Below are 18,278 nucleotides of genomic sequence, written 5' to 3'. Positions count from 1 at the left end.
TTAGTTGCCTCCTTCCTCAGAGTTCTTCTTCACTGGAAGGACTTCTCCCCGGTAAATCCATACTTTAACGCCGAGCTTACCATAAGTTGTGTCAGCTTCTGCGTGTGCATAGTCGATATCTGCACGTAATGTATGAAGAGGTACAGTTCCTTCACTATAGTGTTCCGCACGAGCGATGTCAGCACCGCCAAGACGTCCGGATACTTGTGTTTTGATACCTTTTGCACCAGAACGAATAGTGCGTTGAATTGCTTGTTTTTGTGCGCGACGGAAAGATACACGGCTTTCAAGTTGACGTGCGATTGATTCTGCAACCAATTTCGCGTCAAGATCAGCACGCTTGATTTCCACGATGTTGATGTGTACACGTTTGCCAGTAATATCGTTAAGTGATTTACGAAGTGCTTCGACTTCAGAACCGCCTTTACCGATAACCATACCAGGCTTCGCAGTGTGAATTGTAATGTTTACACGCTTTGCGGCACGCTCAATTTCCACTTTGGAAACTGCTGCGTCTACTAAGCGCTTTTCGACGAATTCACGGATTTTCAAGTCTTCGTGTAAAAGATTCGCATAGTCTTTTTCTGCATACCATTTCGAATCCCAGTCACGGATGATTCCAACCCGTAAACCATTAGGATGTACTTTTTGACCCACGAATTACCCCTCCTTCTTTTCGGATACCACTACAGTGATGTGGCTAGTACGTTTGTTGATCGCACTTGCACGACCTTGTGCACGTGGACGGAAACGTTTCATTGTTGGACCCTCATCAACGAATACTTCGTTAACGATTAGGTTCTCAACATCCATTTCATAGTTGTGTTCAGCATTTGCAATTGCTGATTTCAAAACTTTTTCTACAACCGGAGATGCCGCTTTTGGCGTCAGGCGTAGAATCGCGACAGCTTCACCGATTTTCTTGCCCCGGATAAGATCAACGACCAAACGGACTTTGCGAGGAGCAATACGGACTGTGCGGGCAGTAGCTTTTGCTTGTTGCATCAGAATAACCTCCTCTCAATTAGCGTCTAGTTTTCTTATCGTCAGCGCCATGACCTTTATATGTGCGCGTAGGTACGAACTCACCTAGTTTGTGACCAACCATATCTTCAGTCACATAAACTGGTACGTGTTTACGTCCGTCGTATACAGCAATCGTCAAACCGATAAATGACGGGAAGATTGTAGAACGGCGAGACCAAGTTTTAATGACCTGCTTTTTTTGTGCATCTTTTTGAGCGTCGACCTTTTTCAAAAGATGATCATCTGCGAAAGGTCCTTTTTTCAAGCTGCGGCCCATGTCGGATCCTCCTTCCGTGATGACTGTGCTACGGTCCATTCATAGAACCGCAGTGTCATCACATTATTTTTTACGGCGACGAACGATAAGTTTGTCGGATTTGTTGTTTTTCTTACGAGTTTTGTAACCAAGAGCTGGTTTACCCCAAGGTGTAACTGGGCTCGGACGACCGATTGGTGTACGTCCTTCACCACCACCGTGTGGGTGATCGTTAGGGTTCATTACAGATCCACGTACTGTCGGACGTTTGCCCATCCAGCGTGAACGACCTGCTTTACCGATTTTGATCAATTCGTGTTGCTCGTTACCAACTTGACCGATAGTAGCGCGGCAAGTAGAAAGGATCATACGAACTTCACCAGATTGTAGACGGATGATGACATATTTGCCTTCACGTCCAAGTAGTTGTGCAGATGTACCTGCAGAACGTACTAATTGGCCGCCTTTACCAGGTTTCAATTCGATGTTATGGATAGTGGAACCCATAGGAATATTTTCGAGTGGAAGTGAGTTCCCTACTCTAATATCCGCTTCTGGACCTGACATTACTGTCATTCCAACTTCCAAACCTTTTGGAGCAAGGATATAACGTTTTTCCCCATCAGCATAGTTGATTAGGGCAATGTTAGCAGAACGGTTTGGATCGTATTCGATCGTAGCAACGCGTCCTGGTATGCCATCTTTCCGACGTTGGAAGTCGATGACACGGTATTGGCGCTTGTGGCCTCCACCTTGGTGACGAACAGTCATCCTACCTTGGTTGTTACGTCCGCCTTTACGCTTAACTGGTTCAAGCAATGATTTTTCCGGCTTATCTGTAGTGATCTCAGAGAAGTCTGAAGAAGTCATATTACGACGTCCGTTGGAGGTAGGTTTGAATTTCTTAATCGCCATTTGTGTTCCCTCCTTCGTTAATTATAAATAAATTAGATTTCGAATAGTTCGATGTCTTTTGAGTCTGCAGTCAATGTTACAATCGCTTTACGGCGCTTGTTTGTGTATCCTGCATGTTTGCCCATACGTTTGAACTTACCTTTGTAGTTCTGAACGTTGACTTTTTCCACTTTAACTCCGAAAACTTCTTCGACAGCTTGCTTCACATGTGTTTTGTTAGCGCGAGTGTCAACTTCGAAAGTGTACTTTTTGTATTCCATTTGTTCTGAAGAACGCTCGGTAATGACCGGACGTTTTAGTACATCACGTGCTTCCATTAACCAAGCACCTCCTCAATTTTTTGAACTGCATCTTTAGTGATGACAAGTTGGTCATGACCGATTAGGTCAAGAACATTGATGCCGTTTGCTGTAACAACACTGATTCCAGGGATGTTACGAGCGGACAATGCTACCGCTTCATCAAGGTCAGCTGTTACGAACAATGCTTTTTTCTCGATTGAAAGATCTTTAAGAACTTTAGTGAATTCTTTTGTCTTAGGTGCATCGAATGTTAGGCCATCCAATACGATGATTTCTTCATCGCGAACTTTCGTAGAAAGTGCAGATAGAAGAGCCAAACGACGGACTTTCTTAGGAAGCTTATAGCTGTAGCTTCTTTGAGATGGTCCGAATACGATACCGCCTCCACGCCATTGTGGTGAACGGATTGAACCTTGACGAGCACGACCAGTTCCTTTTTGGCGCCATGGTTTACGGCCACCACCAGCAACTTCCGCGCGAGTTTTCACTTTATGGTTACCTTGGCGCAACGACGCACGTTGTTGAACCAAAGCTTCGAAAAGGACTGCTTCATTTGGTACGATACCGAAGATTGATTCGTTCAATTCGATTTCGCCAACTGAAGATCCTGTTTGACTTAGTACGGATACTTTAGGCATTTTTGTTTCCTCCTTCCTTTAAGAATTACTTCCCTTTGATTGCACTTTTCACTGTTACAAGTGATTTGCGCGCTCCTGGAATGTTACCTTTTACTAATAGCAAGTTACGCTCAGCGTCAACTCGTACAATTTCAAGGTTTTGGATCGTAATTGTGTCTCCACCAGTACGTCCTGGTAATTTCTTACCTTTGAATACGCGTTGTCCGTCAACCGCACCTAATGAACCTGGTGCACGGTGGAAACGGGAACCGTGACTCATAGGTCCGCGTGAGTAACCGTGGCGTTTAATAACACCTTGGAACCCTTTACCTTTTGATACTCCTGTAATGTCGACGATATCGCCTTCTGCGAATGTATCGACTTTGACTTCCTGACCAACTTCATACCCAGCTACATCTACTCCGCGGAATTCGCGAATGAAGCGCTTAGGTGCCGTTTCAGCTTTTGCAACGTGGCCTTTTTCAGGTTTGTTTGCAAGCTTCTCACGTTTGTCGTCGAATCCAAGCTGGATTGCTTCGTAGCCGTCAGTTTCTGTAGTTTTCTTTTGAAGAACTACGTTTGGAGCAGCTTCAATCACAGTTACTGGAATAAGATCGCCGTTTTCAGCAAAAATTTGCGTCATGCCGACTTTTCTCCCTAAGATTCCTTTGGTCATTTGTCACACCTCCTGAATTAATAGTTTTATTTTATCGATTAAAGTTTGATTTCAATGTCAACGCCAGATGGTAAATCAAGTTTCATCAATGCATCGACAGTTTGTGGTGTCGGATTGACGATATCAATTAGACGTTTATGCGTACGCATTTCGAACTGCTCGCGCGAATCTTTGTACTTATGTACCGCACGAAGAACTGTATAAACAGATCTTTCAGTTGGAAGAGGTATCGGACCTGATACGCTTGCACCTGAACGTTTTGCTGTTTCTACAATCTTTTCAGCTGACTGATCAAGAATTCTGTGATCATATGCTTTTAAACGAATACGAATCTTCTGTTTTGCCATTATTTTCCCTCCTTTTCGCCTATTTTACCACATTCTCCACGGAAATTTCCCACACACATGCCATGGCAAAGCGGCCGGGTGTGTCGGCAACCTCCCGCTTCATCGCAGTCAAAGACCAACATTCAACATTATACACAATGAAATAGATTCCCGCAACCCTTTTCGCGAAATTCTTTTCACCGGCTTTATTATTATAATGGGATGATAGCTATATTTCAACTATTAGAGAGAAAAAATACGAGGAAACATGAATAAATAAATATAATGACGATTTAGAAGACTTTATGCTTTCAGGGAGGAACGGGAACGAATTGCTTTATAGTGTTATGGGAAGTCTTTATGCTTTACTGAGAAGTCACGGTATCTTTATGAGAACTCTTTGCGCTTCAATTAGGACTCACGACGACTTTACGAGAACTCTTTGCTTGCACTTTCAATTGCGGCTACCCTATGGGAACTCTGATCGCTTTTATGGGAAGTCGCGGAATTTCTATGGGAGCTCTTCCTGCTTCTATGGGAAGTCGCAGCATTTCTATGGGAACTCTTCCTGCTTCTACGGGAAGTCGCAGCATTTCTATGGGAACTCTTCCTGCTTCTACGGGAAGTCGCAGCATTTCTACGGGAACTCTTCCTGCTTCTACGGGAAGTCGCAGCATTTCTATGGGAACTCTTCCTGCTTCTACGGGAAATCGCAGCATTTCTATGGGAACTCTTCCTGCTTCTACGGGAAGTCGCAGCATTTCTATGGGAACTCTTCCTGCTTCTATGGCTTGAGGCGAATGCGAATTGGTGGATCTAATTTTAAGACTCAAGCAACCTCGCAATTATCAAAAACCTAGTCACACTTGGCAAAATGTATATCCTACTCTATAGAAAGTTTCTCTTCAAGCACGGTTAGTCTGTCCGTAAACTTGAAAAGTTTCAACGCATCACGTCGTTTTCCCCAAAATTGCAGAAATGTCACCATATCCCCCACAAGACAGAAACTATCCCAATAAAAAAAATCCCGCACGAATGCGGGATTTTAAAGTTATTATTTAAGAAGTGTTGCTACAACGCCAGCGCCTACTGTACGGCCGCCTTCACGGATTGAGAATTTAGTACCTTCTTCAATCGCGATTGGAGCGATCAATTCAACAGTCATTTCAACGTTGTCGCCAGGCATAACCATTTCTACGCCTTCTGGAAGAGAGATGATTCCAGTTACGTCAGTTGTACGGAAGTAGAACTGTGGGCGGTAGTTAGAGAAGAATGGAGTATGACGTCCACCTTCTTCTTTTGATAGAACATAAACTTCTGATTTGAAGCTTGTGTGTGGTGTGATTGTACCTGGTTTAGCAAGTACTTGACCACGTTCGATGTCTTCACGAGCTACCCCACGAAGAAGTGCACCGATGTTGTCGCCAGCTTCTGCATAGTCAAGAAGCTTACGGAACATTTCAACACCTGTTACAGTAGTTGATTTTGGCTCTTCAGTCAAACCGATGATGTCTACAACGTCACCGACTTTAACTACTCCACGCTCAACACGTCCAGTAGCAACAGTTCCACGGCCAGTGATTGAGAATACGTCCTCAACAGGCATCATGAATGGTTTTTCAGTATCACGTGGTGGTGTTGGGATATATTCGTCAACTGCGTTCATAAGTTCAACGATTTTTTCTTCCCACTCAGCTTCACCTTCAAGAGCTTTTAGAGCAGAACCTTTGATGACAGGAATGTCGTCGCCAGGGAACTCGTACTCAGAAAGAAGGTCACGGATTTCCATTTCAACTAGTTCAAGAAGTTCTTCGTCGTCAACCATGTCACATTTGTTCATGAATACAACAAGGTAAGGAACACCTACTTGACGAGAAAGAAGGATGTGCTCACGAGTTTGTGGCATTGGGCCATCAGCTGCAGATACAACTAGGATACCGCCGTCCATTTGAGCAGCACCAGTGATCATGTTTTTAACGTAGTCAGCGTGACCTGGGCAGTCAACGTGCGCGTAGTGACGTTTGTCAGTTTCGTACTCGATGTGTGAAGTATTGATCGTGATTCCACGCTCTTTTTCTTCTGGAGCGTTATCTACGTCAGCGTAAGATTTCGCTTCCCCACCCATTTTCTTTGAAAGAACTGTTGCGATTGCAGCAGTCAAAGTTGTTTTACCATGGTCAACGTGTCCGATTGTACCAACGTTAGCATGCTCCTTGGAGCGGTCGAATTTTGCTTTAGCCATTGTGGAATTCCTCCTTAAAAATATGAATGTTTTATTATTTATAGGTATGGAAGCCAAGGAGAAATCCCCTCAACTACCCATATCTTACAAGTAATCAATGAAGTAAACAAGGATGAATTTTAATTATTCACCTTTATTTTTCTTAATGACTTCTTCTGCAATTGATTTCGGAACATCTTCATAGTGATCGAATGTCATAGAGAATACTCCGCGACCTTGTGTATTCGAACGAAGTGAAGTTGCGTAACCGAACATTTCTGCAAGTGGAACCATAGCACGGACAACTTGTGCGTTACCGCGTGCATCCATACCTTCTACGCGACCACGGCGTGATGTGATATCACCCATGATGTCTCCATGTACTCTTCAGGAATAATGACTTCTACTTTCATCATTGGCTCAAGAAGTACAGGGTTACATTTCGCAGCGGCATTTTTAAGTGCCATCGAAGCGGCAATCTTGAACGCCATCTCGTTGGAGTCAACGTCATGGTAAGAACCGTCAAATACGAGCCTTCACGTCGATCAACGGATAACCTGCAATAACACCATTGTTCAATGAATCACGAACTCCTGCTTCAACGGATCCGATGTATTCACGAGGAACAACACCACCGACGACAGCATTAATGAATTCGAAACCTTTTCCTTCTTCGTTTGGTGAGAACTCGATCCAAACGTGACCGTATTGACCACGACCACCAGATTGGCGGACAACTTACCTTCAACTTCCGCAGCGCTGCGGAATGTTTCACGATAAGATACTTGTGGTGCACCTACGTTAGCGTCAACTTTAAACTCACGACGGAGACGGTCAACGATGATATCAAGGTGAAGTTCACCCATACCAGCGATGATGACTTCGCCTGTTTCTTGGTCAGTGTGCGCGCGGAAAGTTGGGTCTTCTTCTTGCAATTTCGCAAGAGCGTTACCCATTTTGTCTTGGTCGCCTTTTGTTTTCGGTTCAATTGCAACCGAGATAACTGGCTCAGGGAAATCCATGGATTCAAGAATGATTGGAGCTTTGTCGTCACAAAGCGTATCACCTGTTCCAGTGTCTTTCAAACCAACAGCAGCTGCGATTTCACCAGCGTGTACTTCACTGATTTCTTCACGGCTGTTCGCGTGCATTTGAAGGATACGTCCTACACGTTCACGCTTGCCCTTCGAAGTGTTCTGTACATATGAACCTGATTGAAGGACTCCGGAATATACACGGAAGAATGTAAGCTTACCAACGTAAGGGTCAGTCATAACTTTAAATGCAAGAGCTGAGAATGGCTCTTCATCGCTGGAATGACGTTCTTCTTCTTCCTCAGTGTCCGGGTTGATACCTGTCATTGCTGCAATATCAAGTGGTGATGGCAAGTAGTCGACGACAGCGTCAAGTACAAGCTGAACACCTTTGTTTTTAAATGCAGTACCACAAACAACTGGGTAGAATTCTACCGCAAGAGTCGCTTTACGGATTGCAGTTTTGATTTCCTGAACTGTAAGTTCTTCTCCACCGAGGTATTTTTCCATAAGTTCTTCATCGAAATCAACAACAGCTTCGATTAATTTCTCACGGTACTCTTCAGCTTGGGCACGATATTCTTCAGGAATTTCCTCGACAGATGTATCTGTTCCAAGGTCATTACCATACAATGTAGCTTTCATCTCGACTAAGTCGATGATTCCGCTAAATGAATCTTCAGCACCGATCGGCAATTGGATCGGATGTGCGTTAGCTTGAAGACGGTCCTGAAGTGTACCTATAGAGTAAAGGAAATCAGCACCAGTCTTGTCCATCTTGTTGACGAATACAAGACGAGGTACGCCATAAGTAGTAGCTTGACGCCAAACTGTTTCAGTTTGTGGCTCAACACCTGATTGAGCATCAAGAACTGTTACAGCCCCATCAAGAACACGTAGGGAACGTTCTACTTCAACTGTGAAGTCCACGTGACCTGGTGTGTCAATGATGTTTACACGATGGCCTTTCCAAGCAGCTGTTGTAGCAGCAGATGTGATCGTGATTCCACGCTCTTGCTCCTGCTCCATCCAGTCCATTTGAGAAGCACCTTCGTGAGTTTCTCCGATTTTGTGAATCTTACCTGTGTAAAAAAGGATCCGCTCAGTCGTCGTTGTTTTACCAGCATCGATGTGAGCCATGATACCAATGTTACGAGTATTCTCTAAGGAGAACTCTCTAGCCATTTTGTATATCTCCTTCCGATTCGGATTAAGGTGACAATCAATCGCGCGCCGGCAATTGCCGGTGCCTTTTTATCATTATTCAGCAGGAACTCAAACATCTGTTTAAGAAGACGTTGAGATTCTTTTGCTGAATAAAGATAAATTTTTCGATCTTACCAACGATAGTGAGCGAATGCTTTGTTGGCTTCAGCCATTTTATGCATTTCTTCACGACGTTTTACAGATGCACCTGTGTTGTTGGACGCGTCAAGGATTTCATTCGCAAGACGTTCCTCCATTGTTTTCTCACCGCGTGTACGGGAGTAGTTCACAAGGTAACGCAATCCGAGAGTTGTACGACGTTCAGGACGAACTTCAACCGGAACTTGATAGTTTGCTCCACCGACACGGCGAGCACGTACTTCAAGTACTGGCATAACGTTGTTCAATGCTGCTTCAAAAACTTCTAAAGGATCTTTACCAGAACGTTCCTTAACAAGTTCGAACGCACCATAGAGGATTTTTTGTGATGTACCTTTTTTTCCGTCAACCATCATTTTGTTGACAAGACGTGTTACAAGCTTCGAATTGTAAATCGGATCCGGTAATACGTCACGTTTTGCAACAGGACCTTTACGAGGCATATTGTTTTCCTCCTTTCGAAATAATCATTTCGTTATTAGTTTTTCTTTTCTTTTGGTCTTTTCGCACCGTATTGTGAACGGCTTTGCATACGGCCAGTAACACCAGCAGTATCAAGTGCACCACGAACGATATGGTAACGAACACCCGGTAAGTCTTTTACACGTCCTCCACGGATTAGAACAACGCTGTGCTCTTGAAGGTTGTGACCTTCACCAGGGATATATGCGTTAACTTCCAAAGTGTTTGTCAAACGTACACGCGCATATTTACGAAGAGCCGAGTTCGGTTTCTTCGGAGTCATTGTACCCACACGAGTACAAACACCTCTTTTTGTGGCGAGTTGACGTTAGTCATAGACTTTTTGAAGCTGTTATAGCTTTTACCAAGTGCTGGTGCCTTAGAAGTGTCCGACTTCGATTTACGAGGTTTACGGACTAATTGGTTAATTGTAGGCATCGGATTTTCCTCCTTTCACTGTGCTTTTAGTAAGACCACACATCCAGGTGGTTCATTTTTGGGGTAAAAACAAAGTCTTTGTGTTTTAGTCAACACAAAAACCATTATACAGTAATTGCGACAACAGCTGCACCGACTTGAATGCCGCATGCACGACCGAGCTTTTCCCTCGAATCGACATAGCTGACTTTGATGCCGCGGGTTGTCGTTTCTCCAATTACAGGAGCAACTAACCGTTCATCAGCATCTTCGGCAATGAAAACTTCTTTCACTACACCTGATTTTATCGCTTTCACTGTTTGCTTTGTACCGATGATTGTCTTCTTTGCCTGTTCTACTTTTTCGTAAGACATTCGTGCATCCTCCAAAGTACAGACATTCAACTATCAACCTTTTGTATATTACCACTTACAAGAAGCCATGTCAACAAATAAAAATGGGGAGAGGACTTTTCTCTCCCAGTACATTTCATTACTTATTCCGCTGTTACTGCTTTTACACCTTCAACCTTCTCCATTTGGATTTGGCGATAGCGCTGCATACCAGTTCCAGCTGGTACAAGTTTACCGATGATGACATTCTCTTTCAATCCAAGCAATTCATCCGTTTTTCCTTTAATTGCTGCATCAGTCAAGACACGAGTTGTTTCTTGGAAGGATGCTGCAGATAGGAATGATTCCGTCTCAAGCGAAGCCTTCGTGATACCAAGAATAACCGGGCGTGATGTCGCTGGTACTTTTCCGCTCTTCAGAACTTTTGCATTCGCATCCGAGAATTGGTGGATGTCAAGCAATGAACCAGGGAGAAGATCCGTGTCTCCAGCTTCGATGACACGCACTTTGCGAAGCATTTGGCGAACCATAACTTCAACGTGCTTATCACCGATTTCAACACCTTGCATACGATATACTTTTTGAACTTCTTTAAGAAGATATTCTTGTACAGTAGCGACGTCTTTTACAACAATCAACTCTTTTGGATCGATAGAACCTTCTGTTATAGTGTCCCCTCGATCAATCGAGTCACCGACTTGCACTTTCAATCGGGCATTGTATGGAGCAAGATACTTACGTGTCTCCACATCCCCTTGAATTGTGATTTCCTTCTGGCCTTCGCGAATTTCATCAATCTCAGTCACTTGACCTTTGATTTCAGAGATGACCGCTTGCCCTTTAGGATTTCGCGCTTCAAAGATTTCCTGAATACGTGGAAGACCGGACGTGATATCATCCCCGGCAACTCCCCCTGTATGGAATGTACGCATCGTAAGCTGTGTTCCTGGTTCTCCGATGGATTGTGCAGCAATGATACCGACTGCTTCACCGACTTCGACCGCTTCACCCGTTGCAAGGTTGATACCGTAACATTTCTTACAAACTCCGTGTTTCGCATTACATGTAAATGCAGAACGAATAGTAACTGTTTCGATTCCAGCTTCGATAATTGCAGCACCTAAATCCGCTGTGATAAGGCCATCCTTCGGCACAATCACTTCACCTGTTTCAGGATGACGGATTGTTTTCTTAGTGTGACGACCTTCGATACGCTCATCCAATGTTTCGATGACTTCTGAACCTTCCGTAAGTGCGCTGATTTCCAGACCGCGGTCAGTTCCGCAATCATCTTCACGGACGATGACATCCTGCGCAACGTCAACAAGACGACGAGTCAAGTAACCGGAGTCAGCTGTTTTCAACGCAGTATCCGCAAGACCTTTACGGGCACCATGCGTAGAAATGAAGTACTCAAGAACTGTTAGACCTTCACGGAATGATGATTTAATCGGCAATTCGATAATACGACCAGCCGGGTTCGCCATCAATCCACGCATACCAGCAAGTTGCGTGAAGTTGGACGCGTTACCACGGGCACCTGAGTCACTCATCATGTAGATCGGGTTCGTGTTTTCAAGTGAGTCCATTAGTTTATCTTGAATAATATCTTTCGCATTACTCCAATAGGAAATAACGCGGTCATAGCGCTCTTCTTCTGTGATAAGTCCACGACGGAATTGCTGCATGACTTTATCTACTTTACTTTGAGCGTCTTCTAAAATTTCATGTTTGTTCGGCAATACGACGATATCAGAAATACCGACTGTAATACCTGCTCGAGTCGAATATTTGAAACCAAGGTTTTTCATTCGGTCAAGCATTCTTGAAGTTTCCGTAATGTGGAACTTCTTAAAGATTTCCGCAATGATATTACCAAGAATCTTCTTACGGAATGGAAGGACTAATTCCGCATTTTGGATATGCTCTTTTACATTCACAGTCCCACTAATGAAATACTTATCCGGCGTCTCAGTTTGCAAGTTATCATTCGTCGGTTCATTAATGTACGGGAACGATTCAGGAAGAATTTCGTTGAAGATAAGCTTCCCTACCGTTGTTAATAAAAGCTTGCGGTTTTGTTCCTCAGTGAAAGTCGGGTTATTCAACGAGCTTGCCTGGATGGCAATTCTTGTATGAAGATGAACATGACCTGTTTGATAAGCGATCAATGCTTCGTTCATACTGCTAAAAATCGCCCCTTCACCTACAGAGCCCGCCCTTTCAAGTGTAAGGTAATAGTTACCCAATACCATATCTTGAGATGGAGTAACTACAGGTTTACCGTCTTTAGGGTTCAAGATATTTTGTGCAGCGAGCATTAGTAGACGCGCCTCTGCTTGTGCTTCAGCTGAAAGTGGAACGTGAACAGCCATTTGGTCACCGTCAAAGTCGGCGTTATATGCTGTACAAACGAGCGGATGAAGCTGGATGGCACGACCTTCCACCAACATAGGCTCGAACGCTTGAATTCCAAGTCTATGAAGAGTAGGGGCGCGGTTAAGTAATACCGGATGCTCCCTAATAACGTCTTCGAGGACATCCCATACTTCAGAATGCAAACGTTCAATCTTACGTTTTGCACTCTTGATATTATGTGCAAGTCCGCGTTCAACTAGTTCCTTCATGACGAATGGCTTGAATAATTCAATGGCCATTTCCTTCGGAAGACCACATTGATACATTTTTAAATTAGGACCAACAACAATAACCGAACGGCCAGAATAGTCGACCCGTTTACCCAATAGGTTTTGACGGAAGCGCCCTTGCTTCCCTTTCAACATATGGGAGAGGGATTTCAACGGACGATTCCCAGGACCCGTTACCGGACGTCCACGTCTTCCGTTATCTACGAGCGCATCGACAGCTTCCTGCAACATACGTTTTTCGTTCTGCACGATGATGCCAGGTGCGCCAAGGTCAAGTAGACGCTTCAATCGGTTGTTCCGGTTAATAACCCTTCGGTAAAGGTCATTCAGGTCGGATGTTGCGAAACGACCACCATCCAATTGCACCATTGGACGTAGTTCTGGAGGAATAACCGGTAGCACTTCAAGAACCATCCATTCAGGGCGGTTTCCTGAGTTACGGAAAGACTCGACAACTTCAAGGCGTCTGATTGCACGTGTGCGTCGTTGGCCTTGAACAGTCTTCAACTCTTCCTTCAGCATTTCCGTTTCTTTATCCAAATCAATTGCTCTTAGTAGTTGTTCGATTGCTTCTGCACCCATCAACGCTTGGAATTTAGAACCATACTTTTCACGATATAGTCTATATTCTTTTTCTGAAAGAAGTTGCTTTCTTTCAAGTGGTGTATCTGCAGGGTCAACAACAACATAAGATGCGAAATAAATGATTTCTTCCAATGCACGAGGCGTCATATCTAAAATAAGACCCATTCTGCTTGGAATGCCTTTGAAATACCAAATATGCGTTACTGGTGCTGCAAGCTCGATATGCCCCATACGTTCACGGCGCACTTTTTGACGAGTTACTTCGACTCCGCATCGATCACAGACGACGCCTTTGTAGCGTACACGTTTATATTTTCCACAATGGCATTCCCAGTCCTTTGTAGGTCCGAAAATCCTTTCACAGAACAAACCGTCCTTTTCAGGCTTCAATGTACGATAGTTGATCGTTTCAGGTTTTTCACTTCACCATAAGACCAAGAACGAATTTTATCCGGTGAAGCAAGGCCGATTTTCATATACTCAAAATTGTTTACATCTATCAAGGAGCCTACCTCCCTCTTATCTTATCTCCACGATGGATCCTCATCACTATCATTGTCGTTTAAAAAACAGGAGAGCATTGTTGGTGCTCCCCTATCCATTTGTACTCACTTTATCGTTACATCAAACTGTTTGATCTTCAGTCATAAGATTCAATGCGTCTGTTGGTTGCATATCATCGTCATCATCAAGATCACGCATTTCAATTTCCTCGAATTCTTCAGTCAACATTTTCACGTCCAACCCAAGGCTCTGAAGTTCTTTGATCAATACCTTGAACGATTCAGGAACCCCTGGTTGAGGAACGCTTTGACCTTTGACAATCGCTTCGTAAGTTTTCACACGTCCTACGACGTCATCAGACTTGACTGTAAGGATTTCCTGCAATGTATAAGCGGCACCATATGCTTCAAGCGCCCACACTTCCATCTCCCGAAACGTTGTCCTCCGAATTGAGCTTTACCTCCAAGCGGCTGTTGCGTTACAAGTGAGTAAGGTCCTGTAGAACGTGCGTGTAGCTTATCATCGACCATGTGGGCAAGTTTGATCAAGTACATGACACCTACGGATACCCGGCTATCAAATGTTTCACCCGAGCGACCATCGTACAGAATCGTCTTACCATCACGGTCCATTCCTGCTTCTTCCATTGTTGACCAGACGTCTTCTTCGTTCGCACCGTCAAATACCGGTGAAGCCATATGAACGCCTAAATTCCGAGCAGCCATACCCAAATGCAATTCAAGTACCTGTCCGATGTTCATACGAGATGGAACACCTTGCGGATTCAACATGACATCAACAGGAGTACCGTCAGGAAGATAAGGCATATCTGATTCCGGTAAGATACGAGAAATAACCCCTTTATTACCATGTCGACCAGCCATCTTATCCCCAACTGAAATCTTACGTTTCTGTACGATATACGCACGGACAAGTTGGTTTACGCCAGGTGGCAATTCGTCACCGTCTTCACGGTTGAACACTTTCACATCAAGGACAATTCCGCCAGCGCCATGAGGAACACGTAATGATGTATCCCGTACCTCGCGTGCTTTTTCACCGAAGATAGCATGAAGAAGTCTTTCTTCAGCTGTTAGTTCAGTAACTCCTTTTGGTGTCACCTTGCCTACAAGGATATCTCCATCGCGAACTTCTGCCCCGATACGAATGATACCGCGGTCATCAAGGTTTCTAAGAGCTTCTTCCCCGACATTCGGAATATCCCTTGTGATTTCTTCAGGTCCAAGTTTCGTGTCGCGCGCTTCTGATTCATACTCTTCGATGTGAATTGATGTGAATACATCATCTTTCACAAGACGCTCACTCATGATGATGGCATCCTCGTAGTTATATCCATCCCATGTCATAAAGGCAACAAGAACGTTACGACCAAGCGCAAGCTCCCCTTGTTCCATCGAAGAACCATCCGCTATAATATCACGTGGTTTTACACGATCTCCGACACTGACGATCGGACGTTGGTTATAGCAAGTTCCTTGGTTGGAACGGATAAAATTCTCAAGCTTGTATATAGTAAGGTCACCTTTAACTTCTTTACCATCCACCGTTTCGATGCGGCGGACACGGATTTCTCTCGCTTCTACATGCTCGACAATTCCGTGGAATTTCGCAAGAACAGCAGCACCTGAATCACGCGCAGATACATGTTCCATTCCAGTTCCAACGAATGGAGCTTCAGGGTTCAACAATGGTACCGCTTGACGTTGCATGTTCGCACCCATCAAGGCACGGTTGGAGTCATCGTTTTCAAGGAATGGAATACATGCTGTCGCAGCAGATACGACTTGTTTTGGAGATACATCCATATAGTCGATCTGTTCGCGTTTGAATACCGTGTTGTCACCTTGGAAACGTCCGACCACTTCTTCATTGACATATGAACCATCATCGTTAAGTGGAGCATTCGCTTGAGCAACGACATAGTTATCTTCCATGTCAGCTGTCAAGTAGTCGATTCGAGCAGTGACGCGTCCGGTTTCAGGATCAACCTTACGATAAGGAGTTTCAATGAAACCAAATTTATTTACTCTCGCAAATGTCGATAGGGAGTTGATCAAACCAATGTTTGGACCCTCAGGAGTTTCAATCGGACACATGCGTCCATAGTGGGAGTAGTGAACGTCACGCACTTCCATACCTGCACGTTCCCTTGTCAATCCACCCGGTCCTAAAGCAGACAATCTACGCTTGTGCGTCAATTCCGCAAGAGGGTTCGTCTGATCCATGAATTGTGAGAGCTGTGAACTTCCGAAAAACTCTTTAATCGATGCGATTACCGGTCTGATATTGATTAATTGTTGTGGCACGATAGATTGAGTGTCATTAATGGACATACGTTCTTTAACAACGCGTTCCATACGGGACAATCCAATCCGGAATTGGTTTTGAAGCAATTCACCTACAGAACGAAGACGACGATTTCCAAGATGATCGATGTCATCCGTATTTCCTACCCCATGCAACAAGTTGAAGAAGTAGCTTATGGATGCGACGATATCTGCTGGCGTTACATGCTTCACCGATTCATCAATGTTTGCATTGGAGATTACATTGATCACTTGCTTCTCTTCGCTTTTAGGAGCGTAGATTTTAATTGTTTGGATCGTGATGTCTTCTTCAAGAACACCGCCAACATGTGAGATTTCTTGAATCCCAACTCCCTTTTCAAGGTGTGGTAGTAGGCGGTCCAATGTTCTACGGTCAATCAGCTGATCCTTCTCAACTAAAATTTCGCCTGTTTCAGGGTCAACAAGTGTTTCTGCAATCGTTTGGTTGAAAAGACGGTTTTGTAAATGTAACTTTTTGTTCATCTTGTACCGACCAACATTGGCCAAGTCATATCTTTTCGGTCGAAGAAACGTGAGAATAACAAGCTTCTTGCACTATCCAACGTTGGTGGCTCACCAGGACGTAGGCGTTCATAGATTTCAAGCAAAGCTTTTTCGGAGTTCTCCGTGTTATCCTTTTCAAGTGTGTTAAGTAAGTATTCATTCTCACCGATTAAGTCGATGATTTCCTGATCTGTAGAGAATCCAAGTGCACGTAAAAGAACAGTTATCGGCAATTTTCTGGTGCGGTCAATTCGGACATGAACGACATCTTTAGCATCCGTTTCATATTCCAACCAAGCACCCCGGTTAGGAATTACAGTAGCTGCAAATCCTCGCTTTCCATTCTTGTCCGTCTTGTCATTGTAGTAGACACTAGGGGGATCGAACGAGTTGGGATACGATAACCCTTTCCGCTCCATTAATAATGAAAGTTCCGTTTTCCGTCATAAGCGGGAAATCTCCCATGAAAACGTCCTGTTCTTTCACTTCTTCTGTTTCCTTGTTATGCAAGCGCACTTTTACACGTAGCGGTGCCGCGTACGTTACATCGCGCTCTTTTGATTCATCAACAGGGTATTTCGGTTCACCAAGTTGATAATCAATGAATTCCAACGAAAGATTACCTGTGAAATCTTGGATAGGCGAAATATCACGGAACATTTCCCGTAATCCTTCTTCCAAGAACCACTCATAAGATGCCGTCTGGATTTCAATTAAATTCGGCAGCTCGAGAACTTCATTGATCCGCGCGAAACTTCTGCGCTGACGGTGTTGACCATACTGAACTAAATGACCTGTCAACTATTTCACCCCTCAAAACAATATTAGTCTTTGCGAAATCATAAAAATGGTGTATGATATCGAAAAACAAAAAGAAAACGAGTTCCGGCAAGAGCTCATTTTCGGTTTCACAATCTTTTATCCATTGCCAGTATGCCTTAGATTTCCAAAACTTATGCAAAAGGGCACACGAACGCATTATATTATTTATGCATTTTACAATACTATCACAAGAGGCCAGTCGCGTCAACACTTTTTCGAGATTTCAATATAAAATAGCCCTTTTTCTTCTCCACCGTTTCCACGTTACCGAAAAGCTCCATCAAATGAGCAATTGTCGATGGGGCACCCTGCTTCTTCTGGATGACAACCCATAACTCTCCTCCAGCCGTCAGTTTGGAAAATGCACCGTCGTATATCTTAAATACCGTCTCTTTTCCTGCCCGGATGGGTGGGTTCGTCAAAACTGCAGCGAAACCATCCTTGCTCACTGCAGACAATGCGTCACTTGGGTAAATCTCCACATTTTTTATGCCATTCAAAACTGCATTGTCTTTCGCCAGCGCCATTGCCCGCTCATTCACATCGACCATATGGATATTCCGATCCGGAAAAGATGCGGCAATCGACAAACCAATTGGACCATACCCACAACCTACGTCTAACAGACTTCCTTCCGTCTCAGGTACGATGAAGGTTTCCGCTAACAAACGCGAGCCGAAATCCAACTCACCCTTACTAAACACACCAGCATCAGTCTTAAAACGTAATCTATGGTCACGAATTGTAACCTGCCATTCTTTAGGATCACTTTTCACTGTGGGATTTTTAGAATAATAATGATCAGACATACAAATCCTCCCTTCCACTGAAAGGTTGCCCATTTTTTATTTGAGGTAAGCTTCACTTAACTGGATATTCCGTTGATTGAAGCGAAAG

General features: G+C 44.1%; 12 protein-coding genes and 4 pseudogenes. All 16 read right to left on the bottom strand.

Annotation, left to right across the window (positions count from 1 at the left end; all coding sequences use genetic code 11):
- Positions 1-657, bottom strand: a complete 657-nt coding sequence (gene rpsC / locus QNH10_RS04325; protein WP_283733648.1) for a 30S ribosomal protein S3 — start codon at positions 655-657, stop codon at positions 1-3.
- A 3-nt stretch (positions 658-660) separates the two neighbouring features.
- Positions 661-1,005: a 50S ribosomal protein L22 gene (gene rplV, locus QNH10_RS04320; protein ID WP_283733647.1), complete on the bottom strand. Its 345-nt coding sequence runs from the start codon at positions 1,003-1,005 to the stop codon at positions 661-663.
- Positions 1,006-1,024: 19 nt separating this feature from the next.
- A complete protein-coding gene (gene rpsS, locus QNH10_RS04315) occupies positions 1,025-1,303 on the bottom strand; it encodes a 30S ribosomal protein S19 (RefSeq protein WP_147057454.1) in 279 nt (92 codons plus the stop codon).
- Positions 1,304-1,366: 63 nt separating this feature from the next.
- The gene (gene rplB / locus QNH10_RS04310; protein WP_283733646.1) at positions 1,367-2,197 is read right to left on the bottom strand and encodes a 50S ribosomal protein L2; all 831 of its coding nucleotides are present in this window, start codon (positions 2,195-2,197) and stop codon (positions 1,367-1,369) included.
- A gap of 32 nt (positions 2,198-2,229) precedes the next feature.
- Positions 2,230-2,514 carry a 50S ribosomal protein L23 gene (gene rplW / locus QNH10_RS04305; RefSeq protein WP_283733645.1) on the bottom strand — a complete coding sequence of 95 codons (285 nt, stop codon included), beginning with the start codon at positions 2,512-2,514 and terminating at the stop codon, positions 2,230-2,232.
- Entirely contained in the window at positions 2,514-3,137 is a 624-nt protein-coding gene (gene rplD / locus QNH10_RS04300) for a 50S ribosomal protein L4 (protein WP_283733644.1), read from the bottom strand. The genes rplW and rplD overlap by 1 nt, the downstream gene beginning before the upstream one ends.
- Positions 3,138-3,162: 25 nt before the next feature.
- Complete coding sequence (gene rplC, locus QNH10_RS04295) at positions 3,163-3,792, bottom strand: 50S ribosomal protein L3 (protein ID WP_283733643.1); 630 nt, start codon at positions 3,790-3,792, stop codon at positions 3,163-3,165.
- 38 nt (positions 3,793-3,830) lie between these two features.
- Positions 3,831-4,139, bottom strand: a complete 309-nt coding sequence (gene rpsJ / locus QNH10_RS04290; RefSeq protein WP_060203412.1) for a 30S ribosomal protein S10 — start codon at positions 4,137-4,139, stop codon at positions 3,831-3,833.
- Between the two features lie 1,033 nt (positions 4,140-5,172).
- Positions 5,173-6,360, bottom strand: coding sequence for an elongation factor Tu (tuf, locus tag QNH10_RS04285; RefSeq protein ID WP_283733642.1), 1,188 nt, complete (start codon positions 6,358-6,360; stop codon positions 5,173-5,175).
- A 123-nt stretch (positions 6,361-6,483) separates the two neighbouring features.
- Positions 6,484-8,558, bottom strand: a pseudogene (gene fusA, locus QNH10_RS04280) (elongation factor G).
- Positions 8,559-8,710: 152 nt separating this feature from the next.
- Complete coding sequence (gene rpsG / locus QNH10_RS04275; protein ID WP_283733641.1) at positions 8,711-9,181, bottom strand: 30S ribosomal protein S7; 471 nt, start codon at positions 9,179-9,181, stop codon at positions 8,711-8,713.
- Positions 9,182-9,216: 35 nt separating this feature from the next.
- Positions 9,217-9,638: pseudogene (gene rpsL / locus QNH10_RS04270) on the bottom strand (30S ribosomal protein S12).
- Between the two features lie 104 nt (positions 9,639-9,742).
- Positions 9,743-9,991, bottom strand: coding sequence for a 50S ribosomal protein L7ae-like protein (locus QNH10_RS04265; RefSeq protein ID WP_283733640.1), 249 nt, complete (start codon positions 9,989-9,991; stop codon positions 9,743-9,745).
- A 122-nt stretch (positions 9,992-10,113) separates the two neighbouring features.
- Positions 10,114-13,706 (bottom strand): annotated as a pseudogene (gene rpoC / locus QNH10_RS04260) (DNA-directed RNA polymerase subunit beta').
- Positions 13,707-13,827: 121 nt separating this feature from the next.
- Positions 13,828-17,360, bottom strand: a pseudogene (gene rpoB / locus QNH10_RS04255) (DNA-directed RNA polymerase subunit beta).
- Between the two features lie 206 nt (positions 17,361-17,566).
- Positions 17,567-18,190 carry a class I SAM-dependent methyltransferase gene (locus QNH10_RS04250; protein WP_283733639.1) on the bottom strand — a complete coding sequence of 208 codons (624 nt, stop codon included), beginning with the start codon at positions 18,188-18,190 and terminating at the stop codon, positions 17,567-17,569.
- Between the last annotated feature and the right edge of the window lie 88 nt (positions 18,191-18,278).

It is taken from the genome of Sporosarcina thermotolerans (assembly GCF_030067815.1).
Classification (GTDB): Bacteria; Bacillota; Bacilli; order Bacillales_A; family Planococcaceae; genus Sporosarcina; species Sporosarcina thermotolerans.
Note: the sequence above shows the minus strand (reverse complement) of the source record. Positions and strands in the feature narration are given on the sequence as shown.